At 69.0% G+C, this 18,447-nt stretch carries 15 protein-coding genes and 1 tRNA gene; 10 read left to right on the plus strand and 6 right to left on the minus strand.

What is annotated here, in order from left to right:
* Positions 1 to 98 precede the first annotated feature (98 nt).
* From QMX80_RS13070 to uvrA, 3 genes are read right to left on the minus strand one after another with little or no spacing between them, the layout of a single operon-like run.
* A complete protein-coding gene (locus tag QMX80_RS13070) occupies positions 99 to 488 on the minus strand; it encodes a hypothetical protein (protein ID WP_282277490.1) in 390 nt (129 codons plus the stop codon).
* 21 nt (positions 489 to 509) lie between these two features.
* A complete protein-coding gene (locus QMX80_RS13075; RefSeq protein WP_282277493.1) occupies positions 510 to 917 on the minus strand; it encodes a thioesterase family protein in 408 nt (135 codons plus the stop codon).
* The gene (uvrA, locus tag QMX80_RS13080) at positions 917 to 3,874 is read right to left on the minus strand and encodes an excinuclease ABC subunit UvrA (RefSeq protein WP_055768188.1); all 2,958 of its coding nucleotides are present in this window, start codon (positions 3,872 to 3,874) and stop codon (positions 917 to 919) included. Before uvrA ends, QMX80_RS13075 begins: the two co-directional genes overlap by 1 nt.
* Before the next feature lie 351 nt (positions 3,875 to 4,225).
* Between uvrA and rplU the strand changes: the two genes are divergently transcribed.
* The 4 genes from rplU to obgE all read left to right on the plus strand — a co-directional run bounded on the left by rplU (position 4,226) and on the right by obgE (position 6,790).
* Entirely contained in the window at positions 4,226 to 4,534 is a 309-nt protein-coding gene (rplU, locus tag QMX80_RS13085) for a 50S ribosomal protein L21 (protein ID WP_055768192.1), read from the plus strand.
* Between the two features lie 18 nt (positions 4,535 to 4,552).
* Positions 4,553 to 4,813, plus strand: coding sequence for a 50S ribosomal protein L27 (gene rpmA / locus QMX80_RS13090; RefSeq protein WP_055768195.1), 261 nt, complete (start codon positions 4,553 to 4,555; stop codon positions 4,811 to 4,813).
* A gap of 149 nt (positions 4,814 to 4,962) precedes the next feature.
* On the plus strand, positions 4,963 to 5,748 hold the full coding sequence (locus QMX80_RS13095; protein WP_282277495.1) for a hypothetical protein: 786 nt from the start codon (positions 4,963 to 4,965) through the stop codon (positions 5,746 to 5,748).
* The gene (gene obgE / locus QMX80_RS13100; RefSeq protein WP_282277497.1) at positions 5,735 to 6,790 is read left to right on the plus strand and encodes a GTPase ObgE; all 1,056 of its coding nucleotides are present in this window, start codon (positions 5,735 to 5,737) and stop codon (positions 6,788 to 6,790) included. The genes QMX80_RS13095 and obgE overlap by 14 nt, the downstream gene beginning before the upstream one ends.
* Before the next feature lie 447 nt (positions 6,791 to 7,237).
* Here obgE and rpsT read toward each other — a convergent pair whose 3' ends face one another.
* The gene (rpsT, locus tag QMX80_RS13105; protein WP_005408560.1) at positions 7,238 to 7,507 is read right to left on the minus strand and encodes a 30S ribosomal protein S20; all 270 of its coding nucleotides are present in this window, start codon (positions 7,505 to 7,507) and stop codon (positions 7,238 to 7,240) included.
* A 115-nt stretch (positions 7,508 to 7,622) separates the two neighbouring features.
* Here rpsT and murJ point away from each other — a divergent pair, with 115 nt between their 5' ends.
* The 6 genes from murJ to QMX80_RS13135 all read left to right on the plus strand — a co-directional run bounded on the left by murJ (position 7,623) and on the right by QMX80_RS13135 (position 14,796).
* Positions 7,623 to 9,215 (plus strand): murein biosynthesis integral membrane protein MurJ, encoded by a 1,593-nt coding sequence (murJ, locus tag QMX80_RS13110; RefSeq protein WP_055768205.1) that lies wholly within the window; start codon positions 7,623 to 7,625, stop codon positions 9,213 to 9,215.
* A gap of 81 nt (positions 9,216 to 9,296) precedes the next feature.
* On the plus strand, positions 9,297 to 10,244 hold the full coding sequence (locus tag QMX80_RS13115) for a bifunctional riboflavin kinase/FAD synthetase (protein WP_282277501.1): 948 nt from the start codon (positions 9,297 to 9,299) through the stop codon (positions 10,242 to 10,244).
* Complete coding sequence (gene ileS / locus QMX80_RS13120) at positions 10,241 to 13,072, plus strand: isoleucine--tRNA ligase (protein WP_282277502.1); 2,832 nt, start codon at positions 10,241 to 10,243, stop codon at positions 13,070 to 13,072. The genes QMX80_RS13115 and ileS overlap by 4 nt, the downstream gene beginning before the upstream one ends.
* A gap of 82 nt (positions 13,073 to 13,154) precedes the next feature.
* Entirely contained in the window at positions 13,155 to 13,673 is a 519-nt protein-coding gene (gene lspA, locus QMX80_RS13125) for a signal peptidase II (protein WP_055768212.1), read from the plus strand.
* A 60-nt stretch (positions 13,674 to 13,733) separates the two neighbouring features.
* Positions 13,734 to 14,684, plus strand: coding sequence for a 4-hydroxy-3-methylbut-2-enyl diphosphate reductase (ispH, locus tag QMX80_RS13130; RefSeq protein WP_055768215.1), 951 nt, complete (start codon positions 13,734 to 13,736; stop codon positions 14,682 to 14,684).
* A 36-nt stretch (positions 14,685 to 14,720) separates the two neighbouring features.
* Positions 14,721 to 14,796: transfer RNA gene (locus QMX80_RS13135), tRNA-Thr, on the plus strand.
* 60 nt (positions 14,797 to 14,856) lie between these two features.
* Here QMX80_RS13135 and QMX80_RS13140 read toward each other — a convergent pair.
* The gene (locus tag QMX80_RS13140) at positions 14,857 to 17,610 is read right to left on the minus strand and encodes a TonB-dependent receptor (RefSeq protein ID WP_282277503.1); all 2,754 of its coding nucleotides are present in this window, start codon (positions 17,608 to 17,610) and stop codon (positions 14,857 to 14,859) included.
* 8 nt (positions 17,611 to 17,618) lie between these two features.
* On the minus strand, positions 17,619 to 18,447 hold an 829-nt coding region (locus QMX80_RS13145; protein WP_282277504.1), incomplete at its 5' end, for a FecR domain-containing protein.

Consider the following 18,447-nt stretch of genomic DNA (forward strand, 5'->3'; position numbering starts at 1 on the left):
GTGCCGGCTCTCCCGCTCGTGCCACAACCCGGTAGTGCCGACCGCTGGCCCGCAACCGCGATGGCAATGATCCCGAGGCTGCCGGCCAGCAGCCGGCACTACCCGGCTGTATTCCGCGCCGCGCGGTGGACGCCGGCCAGCTTGAACGCGAGCACGGTGCCGAGGTAGCCGCTGCCGGTCAGCAGCAGGTTCCACAGGACGCGGCCGAGCGGACGGGTCGTGCCGTGGGCGAAGGCGTCGACCATGGCGATGGCGGCGGGGTGCAGCACGCGCCGGGTGAAGAGCGCCGCGCATGGCGCGATCCGTTCCCGGTAGACGTCGAGCAGCTGCAGGCCCGCCAGGCCCAGCAGCAGTTCAAGGCCGAGCGCGTCGAGCAGCGGGACGAGCAGGCGCAGTTCCGGGTGGCTGATGAAGGCAAGGACCAGCAACCAGGTGAGGATCTGGAAGACCCGCTTCCAGAGTTTCCGGTTCCTGAAGATCGCGCGCATGGCGGGCCCGGTGCGGTCGAATCAGATGGATGCGGCGCGCACCGCATCCGGCAGCGGCGCGCTCCTGCCGGTCTGCGTATCCATCCACACCACCACCACGTTGCCGTCGGAGTACAGCTTGGCGGGGTCCTTCTGGTCGACGATGCGGTGGCCGATGGTCACGCTGCTGTTGCCCAGGCGCTCGACGAACAGTTCGACGACGATGTCGTGGGGCCACTCGATCGGCAGGCGGTAGTTGATGTTGGTGTTGGCCACCACCGGCGCGATGCGGTCGGTCATCGATATGCCTTCCACGCCCAGCATCCAGCGCACGCGCGCCTCTTCCAGGTAGGAAACGTACTTGGCGTTGTTGACGTGGCCCATCGCGTCCATGTCGCGCCAGCGCACGCTGATCGGCACGCGGGCCAGGTGCTTGTGTTCGGTGCTCATCACGAAACCTTCTTCTTGCCGGCCGGGGCCTTCCTGGCGGCCGTCTTCTTCGCCGGCTTTTCCTTGCGCGGCGGGCGGGCGTCGGGTTTGTTGGCAGTGGCAGCCGGCCGTTCCGGGCGCGCACTGGTGGAGGGCAGCATCTTGGCCAGGAACTGGCCGGTGTACGACGCCGGATGCGACGCCACATCCTCCGGCGTGCCGGTGACCAGGACGGTGCCGCCGCGATGGCCGCCTTCCGGGCCGAGATCGACGATCCAGTCGGCGGTCTTGATCACGTCCAGGTTGTGCTCGATCACCACCACCGTGTTGCCCTCGTCGCGCAGCTTGTGCAGCACGCCGAGCAGCGCCTCGATGTCATGGAAGTGCAGGCCGGTGGTCGGTTCGTCGAGGATGTAGAGCGTGCGCCCGGTGTCGCGGCGCGACAGCTCCTTGGACAGCTTCACGCGCTGCGCCTCGCCGCCGGACAGGGTGGTCGCGCTCTGGCCCAGCTTGATGTAGCTCAGGCCCACGTCGACCAGGGTTTCCAGCTTGCGGGCGATGGCCGGCACCGGCTCGAACAGCTTCAGCGCATCTTCGACGGTCATCTCCAGCACGTCGTTGATGCTGTAGCCCTTGTACAGGATCTCCAGCGTCTCGCGGTTGTAGCGCTTGCCGTGGCAGACGTCGCAGGGCACGTACACGTCCGGCAGGAAGTGCATCTCGACTTTGATCAGGCCGTCGCCCTGGCAGGCCTCGCAGCGGCCGCCGCGCACGTTGAAGCTGAAGCGGCCCGGGGCATAGCCGCGCGCGCGCGCTTCCGGCACCTGCGCGTACAGCTCGCGCAGCGGCGTGAACAGGCCGGTATAGGTGGCCGGGTTCGAGCGTGGGGTGCGGCCGATCGGCGACTGGTCGATGTCCACCACCTTGTCGAACAGGTCCAGGCCATCGACTTCCCGGTACGGCGCGATCGGGTGCGAGGCGCCGTTGATCTCGTTGGCGGCCAGGGTGAACAGGGTGTCGTTGATCAGCGTGGACTTGCCCGAGCCGGACACGCCGGTGATGCAGGTCAGCAGGCCGGCCGGGATGTCCAGGTCCACGTTCTTGAGGTTGTTGCCGCTGGCGCCGCGCAGGTGCAGCGTCATCTTCGGGTTCGGCTTGTGCCGGCGCGCCGGGATCTCGATGGCGCGCTTGCCCGACAGGTACTGGCCGGTCAGCGAACGCGGCGCGTCCAGGATGTCCTGCAGGGTGCCCTGGCCGACGATCTCGCCGCCATGCACGCCCGCGCCGGGGCCGATGTCCAGTACGTAGTCGGCCAGGCGGATCGCGTCCTCGTCGTGCTCGACCACGATCACCGTGTTGCCGAGATCGCGCAGGCGGGTGAGGGTGCCGAGCAGGCGCTCGTTGTCGCGCTGGTGCAGGCCGATGGACGGCTCGTCGAGCACGTACATCACCCCGACCAGGCCGGCGCCGATCTGCGAGGCCAGGCGGATACGCTGTGCCTCGCCGCCGGACAGGGTGTCGGCCTTGCGCTCCAGGGTGAGGTAATCCAGGCCGACATCGACCAGGAAGCCGAGCCGCTCGCTGATCTCCTTGACGATCTTGGTGGCGATCTCGCCGCGCCAGCCCGGCAGGCTCAGTTCGCCGAAGAAGCGCTTGGCCTCGTCGATCGGCAGCACCGCCAGATCCGGCAGCGGCCGGTCGGCGACGAACACGTTGCGCGCGGCCTTGTTCAGGCGCGCGCCGTTGCACTGGGGGCAGGGCCGTTCGCTGATGAACTTGGCCAGTTCCTCGCGCACCGCCGGCGATTCGGTCTCGCGGTAGCGGCGTTCAAGGTTGGGGATGATGCCCTCGAAGCGGTGCTTGCGCTGGCTGCGCCCGCCGTTCTCGGTGAAATAGGTGAAGGTGATCTGTTCCTCGCCGCTGCCGTACAGCACGGCCTGGCGCACGTCCTCCGGCAGCGACTGCCAGGGGGCGTCCACGTCGAACTTGTAGTGCTTGGCCAGCGAGGCGATCAACTGGAAGTAATAGGCGTTGCGGCGGTCCCAGCCGCGCACCGCGCCGGCGGCCAGCGACAGCTCGGGGTGCACGACCACGCGGCCGGGATCGAAGAACTCGGCCATGCCCAGGCCGTCGCAGCCCGGGCAGGCGCCGACCGGCGAGTTGAACGAGAACAGGCGCGGCTCCAGTTCCGGCAGCGCGTAGTCGCAGACCGGGCAGGAGTACTTGGACGAGAACAGCTGCGGGGCGGCCTGCGCGTCGTCCAGCGACTGCACGGTGGCCATGCCGTCGCCCAGCTTGAGCGCGGTCTCGAAGCTCTCGGTAAGCCGCTGCTTGATGTCCTCGCGCGGGCGGAAGCGGTCGATCACCGCCTCGATGGTGTGCTTCTGGCGTAGCGCCAGCGGCGGCACCGCGTCGATCTCGTGCAGTTCGCCATCCACCCGCACGCGCACGAAGCCCTGCGCGCGCAGCTGGTCGAATACCTGCACGTGCTCGCCCTTGCGCTCGCGGATCACCGGCGCCAGCAGCATCCAGCGCTGCTCGCCATCCAGTGCCAGCACCTGGTCGACCATCTGGCTGACGGTCTGCGCCTCCAGCGGGTAGCCATGGTCCGGGCAGCGCGGGCTGCCGACGCGGGCGTAGAGCAGGCGCAGGTAGTCGTAGATCTCGGTGATGGTGCCCACGGTCGAGCGCGGGTTGTGGCTGGTGGACTTCTGCTCGATCGAGATCGCCGGCGACAGGCCCTCGATGTGGTCCAGGTCCGGCTTCTCCATCACGCTCAGGAACTGCCGCGCGTAGGCCGACAGCGACTCGACGTAGCGGCGCTGGCCTTCGGCATAGATGGTGTCGAACGCCAGCGAGGACTTGCCCGAGCCGGACAGGCCGGTGATCACGATCAGCTTGTCGCGCGGCAGGTCGAGGTCGATGTTCTTGAGGTTGTGCGTCCGCGCGCCGCGGATACGGATGAAATCCATCGCCATGGGAAGTCCGGTCTTGGCCGCGGCCGGCGGGGCCGGACGCGGAGGGGGCAGGGGAGTGCAGCTGACGGCAGTCGATCAGCCTAGCGAGCTTGCGATTTGGGGGCAATTGCCGGAATTGCCAGTGCGCATGCCGGTCCGCGGCCGCGGTGCCGGCCATTGTTCATGATGCACATCCGCATGCGCCCCCTCCGGGCGGCTTCGCCGTGGAAAACGGCCGTCCTGCCGCTCTCCAGGCCCGGTTTCCCGGTCCTGGGGCGACTTGACCCGGGGAATGGCCTGCCAGTAAAATCCCGCTTCTGTCCGCCCTCGATGGTGGGCAGATCCCAAGAATAACTACAGAAGAGACATCCCATGTATGCAGTCCTGGTAACTGGCGGCAAGCAGTACCGCGTCGCGCAGGGTGAAACCCTCCGCGTCGAGAAACTCGAAGCCGAAGCCGGCAGCGAAATCAAGTTCGACACCGTCCTGATGCTCGGCGACGCCGACGGCATCAAGATCGGCGATGCCCTGAAGGGCGCTTCGGTGACCGCCAAGGTCGTGGCCCACGGCCGCGCCGAGAAGGTGAAGATCATCAAGTTCCGCCGGCGCAAGCACCACATGAAGCGCCAGGGCCATCGCCAGTACTACACCGAAATCGAAATCACCGGCATCGCCGGCTAATCCCAAGGAGAATCCGTCATGGCACATAAAAAGGGCGTAGGCTCCTCGCGCAACGGCCGCGATTCCAACCCGAAATACCTGGGCGTCAAGATCTTCGGTGGCCAGGCCATCGAAGCCGGCAACATCATCGTGCGCCAGCGCGGCACCCAGTTCCATCCGGGCGCCGGCGTCGGCCTGGGTCGTGACCACACGCTGTTCGCGCTGGTCGACGGCAAGGTCGAGTTCTCGGTGAAGGGCGCCAACAAGCGCCGCACCGTCAGCGTCGTCGCGGAAGTCTGATCTCCCGCACGCGCAGGCGCCCATGCCGCGGTGTGGGCGCCGCCGACGAGAGCCCCGCTTCGGCGGGGCTTGTCGTTTCCAGGTGATCCGCGCGCCCGTTATGGGGCGCGGCTGGGCAGGAGTCAGGGATGGTGAAGCGTTGTTGGGGCGTGGTCCTGCTGTCCGGCCTGCTGGCCTGCACGGGATGCGCCGCCGATATTCCCAGCGACCGCGCCACCCTGACGGTGGCCGGGCCGTTGGCATCGTTGCAGGCCGATACCCTGGCGCTTCCGCCGGGTTCGCCGCAGCTGCCCGCCCTGCTGGCAGATCCGGCGGGCTGGCAGCCGGAGCCCGCCGCCGAAGGCATCGAGCGCAGCAGTGTCCGCGGCGATTTCGATGCCGATGGCTGGTTGCGCACCTCGGTTTTCAGCTGGGACGGCAGCCGCGGCTGGGAAGTCCACATGGCATACGGTGAGGGCGGGCGCACGCCGCCGGCCACGGTGCGGATCTGGATGCAGGCGCCGCGAGGCAGCGGGCAGCCGGACTGGCCGATGGGCGAGGGCGCGGTCCGCTATGCTGGAGCCACGCGCATCCTGAGCTATAAAGGCCGGCGTCCCGGCGCCGAAGGCCGCGAGGACTTTGAAAGAAGCTTGACCCTTGGTCCATCCCACTGGGTCGAGCTGGAAGAATCGACTAGCGTCGCGCCCGATGGCGCCGCCGTCCGCAAGCGCCGCCAGGTCATGGCGCGCGACGCGCAGGGGCGTCCAGTGGACGACGCGGAGTTGCTGGATGGCGCGGAATACCGCGTCTCCAGCCAGTATTTCCTGCCCGACGGGCAGGGCAACCCCCGCCGCATCGTGCGCCTGTACCGCGCCGCCGGCGCGGCGCAGGATGCGCCGGTGCTGCGGGCCGAAGTGATTTTGAGAACCTTGCGATACCAAGATGAAACTCGTTGATGAAGCCGAAATCTCTGTAATCGCCGGCAATGGCGGCAATGGCTGCGTCGGCTTCCGCCGCGAGAAGTTCATTCCGCTCGGCGGTCCCGACGGCGGCGATGGCGGCGACGGCGGCAGCGTCTGGCTGCGCGCCGACGAAAACCTGAACACCCTGGTCGACTTCCGCCACGAGCGCATCTTCAAGGCGCAGCGCGGCGAGAACGGCATGGGCCGGCAGGCCTACGGCAAGGGCGGCGAGGACCTGACCATCACCGTGCCGGTCGGCACCGTGGTCATCAACGTCGACACCGACGAGGTGATCGGCGACCTGACCCGCCATGGCGACCGCCTGCTGGTGGCCAAGGGCGGCAAGGGCGGCCTGGGCAACATGCACTTCAAGAGCTCCACCAACCGCGCGCCGCGCCAGGCACTGCCGGGCGAGGAGGGCGAGGAGCGTCTGCTCAAGCTGGAGCTGAAGCTGCTGGCCGACGTCGGCCTGCTCGGCTTCCCCAATGCCGGCAAGAGCACCCTGATCCGCGCCGTCTCGGCGGCGACGCCGAAGGTGGCCGATTACCCGTTCACCACCCTGTACCCGAACCTGGGCGTGGTGAAGGTGGAGAACTACCGCAGCTTCGTGATCGCCGACATTCCCGGCCTGATCGAGGGTGCGGCCGACGGCGCCGGCCTGGGGGCGCAGTTCCTGCGTCACCTGCAGCGCACCCGCCTGTTGCTGCACCTGGTGGACATCTCGCCGATGGAGGGGGGTGTGGAAGGCGTTTCCCCGATCGAGCAGGTGCGCGCCATCGAGCGCGAGCTGGGCAAGCACGATCCGGAGCTGCTGGAAAAGCCGCGCTGGCTGGTGCTGAACAAGGCCGACCTGATGTTCGAGGACGAGGCGCGGGCCGCGGCCGAGCAGGTGGTCAGGGAGCTGGGCTGGACCGGCCCCTGGTACCTGGTCTCGGCGCTGGGTCGCGAGGGCACCTGGCCGATCATGAAGGACATCATGGCCTTCTTCGACCAGCAGAAGCTGCTCGAGGCCGAGGAGCGCGAGGCGCAGGGCTGAGGTCGCCTGCGGACCGGCCTGCATGGAAAACCCGGCCGAGGCCGGGTTTTTCGTTTCTGCCGGGGCTGGCTGCGTTCCCGGGTGCGGCTTTGGGCCGCGGCGAGGGGTTGGGCCTCTGTAGCGCCGGGCATCGCCCGGCGGGGCTTTGCCGGGAAGGCTTCAGCGGGGCGTTGCCCCGCTCTACAGGGCGCGGATTGCCGGGGTTCCGTAGCGCCGGGCGTCGCTCGGCGGGGTTTTGCCGGCAAGGCTCCAGCGGGGTATTGCGCCGCCTTGCGGGGGAGTGGGCTGGTGCCGGAGGAAGCAGCAAAAAACCGCGGGGAGCGGTGCTTGACGTCGCTTGTCGATGGTCTGCAGGGGTGCTGCCGCCAGGGAGGCGGGCAACAAAAAACCCGGCGCGGGGCCGGGTTTTTCGGGTCGGCAGCCTGCGGCTGCCGATGATCGCCCGGATCAGGCGGCCTTGAGGGCCTTGATGCGGTCGTTCAGGCGGCTCTTGTGACGGGCAGCCTTGTTCTTGTGGATCAGGCCACGCGCGCTGAAGCGATCCAGAATCGGCTGGGCAACGGCGAAGGCGGCTTCGGCGCCAGCGGCATCGTTGGCGTCCAGCGCCTTGATCACTTTCTTGACAGCGGTGCGCAGCATCGAGCGCTGAGCCACGTTGCGCGCGTTGCGCACGACGGTCTGCTTGGCGCGCTTCTTGGCGGACTTGATATTGGCCACGGTGGTGGTTTCCTGAAAATCGGTATGGTGGGAACAGCAAGCACGCAAGTATGATGGTCGGACGAATGAACGTCAAGTCAAGTTGTCAAGGGGGCCGTGGGTGAGTTCACCGCGCATGTTGCGGGGGCTGCTGTCGTTCAGCAGCATGACGATGGTCTCGCGGGTGCTTGGACTGGTGCGGGACCAGGCGATCTCCATCACGTTCGGCGCCAACGCCACGACCGATGCGTTCTGGGTGGCGTTCCGCGTCCCCAATTTCCTGCGCCGCCTGTTCGCCGAGGGCTCGTTCGCCACCGCTTTCGTTCCGGTGTTCACCGAGGTGAAGGAGACCCGGCCGCATGCCGACCTGCGCGAACTGATGGCGCGGGTGTCCGGCACCCTGGGCGGTGTCCTGCTGGTGCTGACTGCGCTGGGCCTGATCTTCACGCCGCAGATCGCCTGGCTGTTCGCCGATGCCGACGCGGCCGACCCGGCCAAGTACGGCCTGCTGGTGGACCTGCTGCGGCTGACCTTCCCGTTCCTGCTGTTCGTTTCGCTGACCGCGCTGGCGGGCGGGGCGCTGAACAGCTTCCAGCGTTTCGCGATGCCGGCGCTGACGCCGGTGATCCTCAACCTGTGCATGATCGCCGGCGCACTTTGGCTGGCGCCGCGGCTGGAGGTGCCGATCCTGGCGCTGGGCTGGGCGGTGCTGGCCGCCGGCGTGCTGCAGCTGCTGTTCCAGCTGCCATCGCTGAAGGGCATCGACCTGCTGACCCTGCCGCGCTGGGGCTGGAACCATCCCGACGTGCGCAGGGTGCTGACCCTGATGGTGCCGACCCTGTTCGGCTCGTCGGTGGCGCAGATCAACCTGATGCTGGATACGGTGATCGCGGCCCGGCTCAGCGACGGCTCGCAGTCCTGGCTGTCTCTGGCCGACCGCTTCCTGGAGCTGCCGTTGGGGGTGTTCGGCGTGGCGCTGGGCACGGTGATCCTGCCCGCGCTGGCCCGGCACCACGTCAAGACCGACGGCGAGGGCTTCTCCAACGCGCTGGACTGGGGGTTGCGCATGACCCTGCTGATCGCGGTGCCGGCCATGCTCGGCCTGCTGCTGCTGGCCCAGCCGCTGATCGCGACCCTGTTCCAGTACCGGGAATTCACGTCCTTCGACACCCGGATGACCGCCCTGTCGGTTTACGGCCTGAGCTTCGGCCTGCCGGCGTTCGCCCTGCTGAAAGTGGTGCTGCCGGCCTTCTATTCGCGCCAGGACACGAAGACGCCGGTGCGCGCGGGCCTGGTCGCGCTGGTCGCCAACATGGTGTTCAACTTCGCCCTGCTCGCGGTGCTGTACCAGGTGATGGTGCCCGAGGCGCTGAAGGCCGAGGGGGTGATGGCCGCGCTGTCCCGGCAGCCGGGCCTGCACCTGGCGCTGGGCATCGCCAGTGCGCTGTCCAGTTACCTGAACCTCGGGCTGCTCTGGTATTGGCTGGGCAAGACCGGGGTCTACCGGCGTCGTCCCGGCTGGGGCGGCTATGTCCTGCGGCTGGTGGTGGCCTGCGTGGCCATGAGCGCGGTACTGCTGGCGCTGCTGCACTGGCTGCCGGGCTTCACCGGCCTGGACAAATGGCAGCGCATCGGCTGCCTGACCCTGCTGGTCGGCGGCGGCGGGCTGACTTACCTGCTGGCGATGGTGGCCATGGGCTTCCGCCCGCGCGACCTGCGCGGGCAGTGAGGCGGGCATGCCTGCGCCGCCGCTATACTTCCCGGCTACACATGACGAAGCACCGGCCTGCGAGGGCCGGATCCGGGTTGAATGAGCAGGCTGTTTAGAAACGTCGAAGGCGGGGTGCTGTTCCCGCAGGGAAGCGTGGTCTGCATCGGTGCCTTCGACGGCCTGCACAGGGGCCATCGGGCGCTGGTGCAGCACGCGGTCGAGCGCGCGCGCGCGCTCGGCGTGCCCGCGGTGGCGCTGGCGTTCGAGCCGCTGCCGCGCGAGTTCTTCGCCCGCGACACCCCGCCGCCGCGACTGATGCTGGCCCGCGACAAGGTGGCCGCGCTGCGCGGGCTTGGCGTCGACAGCGTCGGCCTGCTGCGCTTTGACGCGAAGATGGCGGCCATCACCGCCGAGGATTTCGTGCGCGACATGCTGGTGCGCCGGCTGGGCGCGCGCGAGGTCTGGATCGGCCCGAAGTTCCACTTCGGCAACCGCCGCGGCGGCGACCTGGCCCTGCTGCAGGCGATGGGCGCTGAACTGGGCTTCGCCGCCGGCGAGATCGCGCCGGTGCACCTGAACGGCGAGCGCATTTCCAGCACCCGCATCCGCGAACTGCTGGTGGCCGGCGAATTCGGCCATGCCGCCGACCTGCTGGGCCGGCCATATGCGATCGGTGGGCGCGTGGTGCGCGGGCGGCAGCTCGGGCGGACGCTGGGCTTCCCCACCGCCAACTTGCGTTTCCCGCGGACGCCCGCACTTTCAGGTATCTATGCCACCTGGGTACATGGTGTCTTCGAGCGGCCGTGGCCGTCGGTGTCGAGCTTCGGCACGCGTCCGACCGTGCAGGGCGTGGAGCCGCTGCTGGAAGCGCACCTGTTCGATTTCCACGGCGACCTGTACGGGCGCCACATCGAAGTCGAATTCGTCGCCAAGCTGCGCGACGAAGAGAAGTTCAACGACCTGCCGGCGCTGACCGAGCAGATGCACCACGACGCGCGGCAAGCCCGTCATATCCTCAACGAACAACGACTGCGAGCCACCGCGTGAGCCAGGACTACAAAGCCACCCTTCATCTGCCGGCGACGGAATTCCCGATGCGCGGCGACCTGCCCAAGCGCGAGCCGGGCATCCTGGCGCGTTGGGAAGAGCAGGGCATCTACGCGCAGCTGCGCGAGAACGCGAAGGGCCGCCCGTTGTTCGTGCTGCACGACGGCCCGCCGTATGCCAACGGCCAGATCCACCTGGGCCATGCGGTCAACAAGATCCTCAAGGACATCATCGTCAAGTCGCGTTACCTCGACGGCTTCGATGCGCCCTACGTGCCGGGCTGGGATTGCCATGGCCTGCCGATCGAGATCGCGGTCGAGAAGAGGTGGGGCAAGGTCGGGGTCAAGCTCGATGCCGAGCAGTTCCGCCAGAAGTGCCGCGAGTACGCCGAGGAGCAGATCAACCTGCAGCGCGCCGACTTCAAGCGCCTGGGCGTGATCGGCGACTGGGAGAACCCGTACAAGACGCTGAGCTTCGACTTCGAGGCCAACGAAATCCGCGCGCTGGCCAAGATCGTCGCCAACGGCCACCTGGTGCGCGGCGCCAAGCCGGTGCACTGGTGCTTCGACTGTGGCTCGGCACTGGCCGAGGCCGAGATCGAATACCAGGACAAGACGTCGCCGGCCATCGACGTGGCCTACGCCGCGCGCGATTCCAGGGCGCTGGCCGCCAGCTTCGGCGTCGATCTGCCGGCTGGCGTGGAAGTGGCGGTGCCGATCTGGACCACCACGCCGTGGACGTTGCCGGCCTCGCTGGCGGTGTCGCTGGGCGCGGACATCGACTATGCGCTGGTCGAAGGCCCGGCCCACGACGGCCAGCCGCGTTGGCTGGTGCTGGCCTCGGCGCTGGCCGAGCGTTCGCTGGCCCGCTACGGCGTGGCTGAAATGATCGTGCACGGCCACGCCAAGGGTTCGGCGCTGGAGAACCAGCTGCTGGCGCATCCGTTCTACGCCAACCGCGACCTGCCGCTGCTCAATGGCGAGCACGTGTCCGATGCCGACGGTACCGGTGCGGTGCATACCGCGCCCGGTCACGGCCAGGAAGACTTCGCGGTCAGCCAGCAGTACGGGGTGATGGACAAGTACAACGCCGGCCAGATCAACCCGGTCGATGGCCGCGGCGTGTATCTGCCTTCGACGCCGCCGGCCGGCGACGTCGAGCTGGCAGGCCTGCACCTGTGGAAGGCGCAGCCGCTGATCGTCGAGGTGCTGCGCGGCAACGGCTCGCTGCTGGCCTTCGCCGAAATCCAGCACAGCTACCCGCATTGCTGGCGCCACAAGACGCCGGTGGTGTTCCGCGCCACCCCGCAGTGGTTCATTTCGATGGACAAGGCCGGCCTGCGCGCCGACGCAATGAGTGCCATCGACAACGTCGGCTGGTTCCCGGCGTGGGGCAAGGCGCGGATCGCCAGCATGGTCGATGGCCGCCCGGACTGGTGCATCAGCCGCCAGCGCACCTGGGGCGTGCCGATTGCCTTGTTCACCCATCGCGAAACCGGCGAGCCGCACCCGCGCAGCGTCGAACTGATGCAGCAGGTGGCCGACCGCGTGGAGCAGGGCGGTATCGATGTCTGGTATTCGCTGGACGCCAGCGAACTGCTCGGCGATGAAGCCGCGCAGTACGAAAAGGTCACCGACATCCTCGACGTCTGGTTCGACTCCGGCGTCACCCACGAGGGCGTGCTGCTGGCGCGCGGCTTCGGCAAGCCGGCCGACCTGTACCTGGAAGGCTCCGACCAGCACCGCGGCTGGTTCCAGTCCTCGCTGCTGACCGGCGTGGCGATCGACAAGGCCGCCCCGTACAAGCAGTGCCTGACCCACGGCTTCACCGTGGACGAGCACGGCCGCAAGATGTCCAAGTCGCTGGGCAACGGCATCGAGCCGCAGGAAATCATGCGCACGCTGGGCGCGGACATCCTGCGCCTGTGGATCGCCTCGGCCGACTACAGCAACGAGATGTCGCTGTCGCAGGAGATCCTCAAGCGCAACGCCGACGCCTACCGGCGCCTGCGCAACACCGCGCGCTTCCTGCTCGGCAACCTGGACGGCTTCGATCCCGACCGGCACCTGCGCCCGCTGGACGACATGGTCGCGCTGGACCGCTGGATCGTGCATCGCGCCTTCGAGCTGCAGGAGAAGATCAAGGCCGCCTACGCCAGCTACAACATGGCCGAGATCGTGCAGCTGCTGCTGAATTTCTGCAGCGTCGACCTGGGCTCGCTGTACCTGGACGTGACCAAGGACCGCCTGTACACGATGCCGGAAGACTCGCGCGGCCGCCGCTCGGCGCAGAGCGCGATGTACCGCATCGCCGAGGCGTTCGTGCGCTGGGTCGCGCCGATCCTGACCTTCACCGCCGACGAACTGTGGGGCTACCTGCCGGGCGCGCGTGCCGACAACGTGCTGTTCGCCACCTGGTACGACGGCCTGGCGCCGCTGCCGGCGGAGGCGCAGCTCGGCGCCGCCGATTTCGAGCAGCTGCTGGCCCTGCGCGAGCAGGTGGCGAAAGTGCTGGAACCGATGCGCGCCAACGGCGCCATCGGCGCCGCGCTGGAGGCGGAGATCACCGTGGCCGCGAACGAGGAGCAGGCGGCGCACTGGCAGCCGCTGGCCGATGAGCTGCGTTTCCTGTTCATCAGCGGCGACGTGAGCGTGCGCCCGGCGACCACCGACGAGGTGTTCGTCAGCGCGCAGCCCACCGGCAAGGCCAAATGCGTGCGCTGCTGGCACTACCGCGCCGACGTCGGCAGCGATGCCGGCCATCCGGAGCTGTGCGGCCGCTGCGCCGGCAACATCGAAGGTGCCGGCGAGGACCGTCGCTGGTTCTGAACCGGCGGCGGTTGGCTTTCCATACACGGGACCGGCGGCAACATGCCGCGTCCCATCGTCCGCAACCCACAAGCCCCGAGACATGCAGACAAACACGGTCAAACCCAATGCCCTGATCTGGCTGCTGCTCTCGGCCGCGGTGATCGGCCTGGACCAGTGGAGCAAGGCCTGGGTACTGGCGAGCCTGCCCGAGTTCACGCCGGTGCCGGTGATCGACGGCTTCTGGAACTGGTACCGCACCTATAACACCGGCGCGGCGTTCAGCTTCCTCAGCGATGCCGGCGGCTGGCAGCTCTGGTTCTTCACCGCGCTGGCGGTGGCCATCAGCGGCTTGATGGCGTTCTGGCTGTCACGCACCGCGCGCGGCAACTGGCGCAGCGCGCTGCCGTATGCGCTGGTGATCGGCGGCGCCATCGGCAACGTCATCGACCGGCAGCTCCATGGCCATGTCGTGGATTTCATCCAGTGGTACGTCGGCGACCATTACTGGCCGTCGTTCAACGTGGCCGATTCGGCGATCGTGGCCGGCGCCATCGGCATCGCCCTGTCGGGCCTGTTCGATGGAAACAAGCACGCGCCGGGAGCGGGGAAGGGGAAATGACGCAGCGCGGTTCCGCTTTCGTTCCGCTCTTTTCCCGTTTCCGCCTTTAGAATCCCCCGCATGGACGTACTGCTCGCCAATCCCCGTGGTTTCTGCGCCGGCGTCGATCGCGCCATCGAGATCGTCAAGCGCGCGATCGAGACGCTGGGCGCGCCGATCTACGTGCGCCACGAAGTCGTGCACAACCGTTTCGTGGTCGACGACCTGAAGCAGCGCGGCGCGATCTTCGTCGAGGAACTGGACGAAGTGCCCGACGGCAACACGGTGATCTTCAGCGCCCATGGCGTCTCGCAGGCGGTACGCGACGAGGCGGGGCGGCGCGGGCTCAAGGTGTTCGACGCGACCTGCCCGCTGGTGACCAAGGTGCATTTCGAGGTCGCGCGGCACTGCCGCGCGGGCCGCGACGTGGTGCTGATCGGCCATGAGGGCCATCCCGAGGTCGAGGGCACGATGGGGCAGTGGCGCAGCGAAGCCGGCGCCGGTGCGATCTATCTGGTCGAGGACGAGGACGATGTCGCCGCGCTGGTGGTCGGCCAGCCGGAAAACCTCGCCTACACCACCCAGACTACGCTGTCGGTGGACGACACCCGCAGCGTGATCGCCGCATTGAGGACGAAATTCCCCGCCATCCAGGGGCCGAAGAACGACGACATCTGCTATGCCACGCAGAACCGCCAGGATGCGGTGCGCGAACTGGCGCAGCAGTGCGACCTGGTGCTGGTGGTCGGTTCGCCGAACAGCTCCAACTCCAACCGCCTGGCCGAACTGGCCCGCCGCGAGGGCGTGGAGTCCTACCTGATCGACGGCGCGCACGAGATCGACCCGCAGTGGGTGGCCGGCAAGCGCCGCGTGGGCCTGACCGCGGGCGCTTCCGCGCCGCAGGTGCTGGTCGACGGCGTGATCGAGCGCCTGCGCGACCTCGGCGCCGGCAGCATCGCCGAACTGGCCGGCGAACCGGAGTCGATGGTGTTCGCGCTGCCCAAGGAACTGCGCCTGCGCCTGGTCGATTGACCACGGGGGCGGCGAACCTCTAGAATCCGCGGCTCCGCCGGAATAGCTCAGTTGGTAGAGCGGCGCATTCGTAATGCGTAGGTCGTAGGTTCGATTCCTATTTCCGGCACCAGCTTCGAAGAAAGGCCAGACGCCCGCGTCTGGCCTTTTCTTTTGCCACATGCGCGCGTTTTCAGTGGAACTGCAGGGTGAGCTGGAAATAGCGTCCCAGCGGGTCGTCCTGCCCCGTGGAGAGGCCGCCGTTGCCCGGCAGGTAATTCACCGGTTTCGTATCCAGCAGGTTGAGGATGTCCAGCGCCGCGGTCATCCGCGCGCCGATCCGGCGATCCAGGTGCAGGTTCCAGCGCAGCTGCGCCGGATTGCTGCACTTGCCGTCGCCGCGTTGCGTGGAAGGGCAGGCGGCGCCCGGCTGCCAGGCGCGGGTACTGCCGGCGTAGCGCGCATGCAGCGCGCTTCCCCAGTGCGTTCCCTGCCATTGCAGCGCCGCGGTGCCTGCCATGCTGGGCGTGGCGTGGCCGCGCAGGTCGATCCAGCGGCCGCTGGCGCGCTCCCGGCGGCGCAGCGCCTGCTGGTGGATGGCGTCGAGCGAGAATCGCCATTGGCCGGCGGGCACGGCGCGCACGTAGTCGCCGTGCAGTACCCAGTTGCGCGAGACCGTCTGGCCGATGTTGTCGAAGTACAGGCGCAGCGACTGCAGCCGGCCGTGTTCGTCCAGCAGCCAGGTATCCGCGTTCCAGCCGGCATCGGCCGGGCGCAGGGCCAGGATCTCGTTGCGCAGCTCGACGCGGTTATGGGTGAGCGAGAGGGTCAGGTCGGGGCGCGGATTCCAGATGGCGCCCAGGGATTGGTTGCGCGAGGTTTCGGCTTTCACCCCGGTGTTCTCGATGACCTGCACGTCCACCAGGCAGACATTGTCCGCCGTGTGCGCGCAGGCCGGGAGGCCGGGCGACCAGGGCAGGGCCTCGGTGGCGAAATAGCCCGGCGGGCGCCGGCGTTCGAACAGGCTGGGCGCGCGGTAGCCGCGGCCGCCGGACAGCAGCAGCGACCAGGCGGGCGAAGGGTTCCAGCGCAGGCCGGCGCGGGGCGAAAACGACAGTTCGCCGGCGTCGTGGTCCAGGCGGGCGGCCAGGTCCAGGCGCAGCGGCGCGGCCAGTGGCAGGCCCAGTTCGGCGTAGGCGGCGCTGCTCTGGCGGGAAAGGCGGCGGCGCCCGGTGGGCAGGCCCAGCGCCAGTTCGCCGTCCTCCAGCAGGCGGTCGGGGCGCGAAGTCCAGGTTTCGTGCCGCAGGTCGATGCCGCCGGCCAGCTGCGCCGCGCCGCCGGGCAGCTGGCCGAGGTCGTGGCGCAGGCCCCACCATGCCAGCCACTGGTCGGTGCGGCCGCGGTTGCGGGTGCGGGGGAACAACTGCGCGCGCAGCGCCGGGTCCAGCGGCGTGAATCCCGGGAAATAGCCGTCGGCCACGGCGTCGAGCAGCCGCGAGGTACGCACGGCGCCTTCGGTCGACAGCGTGGTTTCGCTGCGTTGCCGGCTCAGCCCGGCGTCCCAGCCGCCGTCGCGGCTGAGGCCGGCCGCCAGGTCCAGTTCGAGGCTGCGCACCGTGGGGCGCACGATGCCGCCTTCCTGGAATACATGATTGATCAGGTCGCCGCCCGCCAGGCGCAGGGCTGCCGCCGTCGGCCCCAGTTCGTAGCGCTGGCGGGCGTGGCTGGCGCGCAGTTCGGCATAGGCATGCAGGCCGTTGCCGGCATCGTGCCGCCAGTGCGTGTACATCGCGGCGGTGGCGGAGGCCGGTTGCAGCGAGCGCGGGCGCGAGCTGTCGTACCAGCAGCCGCTGTCCTCGCGCATGCCGGAGGGACACAGGTAGGCGGGCAGGTAATAACCATCGCGGGTCAGCAGCCCGATCGGATAGCGCTGCCGTTCCCGGTGCCAGTCGCGGCGATCGCCGGCGACATGATCGGCCCGCTGCAGGTCGATGCCGAGGAACCAGTCGTCGCCTTCTCCGCTGTGGCCGGTAGCGGCCTGCATCCGGTACTGGGCGCCGTCGCCCTGGTTGCTGATGCCGGTCTGCAGCATGGCTTCGGGGCCGTCGGCCTGGTCGCGCAGCACGATGTTGACCACGCCGGCCATGGCATCGGCGCCGTAGATGGCCGAGGCGCCGCCGCGGACCAGTTCGATGCGTTCGACGAAGCTCAGCGGGATGCCGCCCAGGTCGGTGAGGGCGCCCTGCTGCAGCGACACCATGGGATAGCGCGGCAGGCGCCGGCCATTGACCAGGAACAGGGTGGCGCGCGGGCCCATCCCGTCCAGGCTGGTGGCCGCGGCGGCGCCGCCGGGAAGATAGGGCGAATCGCCGTCGCGTGAGGCATCCACCGGTGGCCGCCCGTTCATGCCGGGCAGGTGGCGCAGGAGATCGAACAGCGAGCCGTAGCCGCTGCGCCGGATGTCCTCGCGTTCTATGACATCCACCACCATGGTGGTCTGCAGCGAGGTGCGGGGCAGGCGGCTGCCGGTGACATGCACCGGGGCGAGCTCGACCTCCGGCGCCGTCGCCGGTTCCGGCGCGCGCGCAGGCGGGACGGCGGCAGGAGGCGCTGGAGGCCTGGGCGCTTCGATACGCCGCACCGTGAATATGCCGGCTGGCGAGCTTGCGAGTTTCACCGGCAGCCCGCGCAGCAGCTTTTCCAGTGCGGCCTGGGGCGGCAGCGTGCCGCGGAGCCCGGCACTGTCCAGTCCGGCCAGTTCGCGCGCGTCGAACAGCAGCGGGGTGTCGCCTTGCCGCGACCACTCGCGCAGGGCCTGCACCAGCGGTCCGCGCGCGACCTGGTAGTCCACCGGGCCGCCTGCATCGGCGGCGGCCATCGCCGGCATCGCGGCCATCAACGCCAGGCACAGCGCGCTGCGGCGCAGGCGGCGGATCAACGCCTCCATCCCGGCGTTCAGCGCGTGCCGCGCAGTTCGAGCGTGCCGTCGGCCCGCGCATGGGCGGTGACCGACCAGCCCAGCTCCAGCGCGGACAGCAGCGCGGCCTGGTCGCCGGCGGCGAACGTGCCGCTCACGGCCAGCGGCGCCAGCGCCGGATCGCCGATGACCAGCGGCTTGGCGGTGTAACGGTTCATCCGTGCGATCGCGACCGGCAGCGGCGTGGCGTCGAACAGCAGCCGGCCCTGCAGCCAGGCCTCGGCCTGCGGCGGCGACAGCGCTTGCGCGGGCTCGATCCGGCCCGATGGCAGTACCCGCAGTCGTTGCCCGGGCTGCAGGGCGCGCTGCATGCCCTGCGTACCGCGGCTGTCGATTTCCAGCGCGCCGTCGAGCAGCGCGATGTCGACCTGCCCGTCTTCCAGCCGTTCGACCTGGAAGGTGGTGCCGATATCGCGCAGCGTGCTGTTGCCGGCCTCCACCCGCATCGCGCGCCGCGACGGCGCCACCTGCAGCTGCATGCGGCCATGCTGCAGTTCGATGCCGCGCCGGCGCCAGCCGAACCGCGCGGTCAGGGTGGTGCGGGCGTCGAGTACCGCGACGCTGCCGTCGTCGAGAACCTGGCGTTGCGGGGCGAAGCCGCTGTTCACGTAGGTATGCGGAGCGGGATTGCCATCTGTGACCAGCGCCCATCCGGTTCCCACCGCCAGGCAGAGCGCCGCCGAGGCGGCCAGGCCGAACAACGGCCGCCGGTACAGCGGGCGCCGCACCACGCGGCGCGCGCCGGCGCGCAGCCATGGGTCGTCGCGCCGCGCCCCCGCCCGCGCGGGCAGTCGCGCGGCGTGGGCC

The organism is Stenotrophomonas sp. PS02297, assembly GCF_029959705.1.
Classification (GTDB): Bacteria; Pseudomonadota; Gammaproteobacteria; order Xanthomonadales; family Xanthomonadaceae; genus Stenotrophomonas; species Stenotrophomonas nitritireducens.

Coding starts and splice junctions, on each gene's coding strand:
- QMX80_RS13070 (WP_282277490.1), bottom strand. CDS start 488: ATGCGCGCGATCTTCAGGAACCGGAAACTCTGGAAGCGGGTCTTCCAG.
- QMX80_RS13075 (WP_282277493.1), bottom strand. CDS start 917: ATGAGCACCGAACACAAGCACCTGGCCCGCGTGCCGATCAGCGTGCGC.
- uvrA (WP_055768188.1), bottom strand. CDS start 3,874: ATGGCGATGGATTTCATCCGTATCCGCGGCGCGCGGACGCACAACCTC.
- rplU (WP_055768192.1), top strand. CDS start 4,226: ATGTATGCAGTCCTGGTAACTGGCGGCAAGCAGTACCGCGTCGCGCAG.
- rpmA (WP_055768195.1), top strand. CDS start 4,553: ATGGCACATAAAAAGGGCGTAGGCTCCTCGCGCAACGGCCGCGATTCC.
- obgE (WP_282277497.1), top strand. CDS start 5,735: ATGAAACTCGTTGATGAAGCCGAAATCTCTGTAATCGCCGGCAATGGC.
- murJ (WP_055768205.1), top strand. CDS start 7,623: ATGTTGCGGGGGCTGCTGTCGTTCAGCAGCATGACGATGGTCTCGCGG.
- QMX80_RS13115 (WP_282277501.1), top strand. CDS start 9,297: ATGAGCAGGCTGTTTAGAAACGTCGAAGGCGGGGTGCTGTTCCCGCAG.
- lspA (WP_055768212.1), top strand. CDS start 13,155: ATGCAGACAAACACGGTCAAACCCAATGCCCTGATCTGGCTGCTGCTC.
- ispH (WP_055768215.1), top strand. CDS start 13,734: ATGGACGTACTGCTCGCCAATCCCCGTGGTTTCTGCGCCGGCGTCGAT.
- QMX80_RS13140 (WP_282277503.1), bottom strand. CDS start 17,610: ATGGAGGCGTTGATCCGCCGCCTGCGCCGCAGCGCGCTGTGCCTGGCG.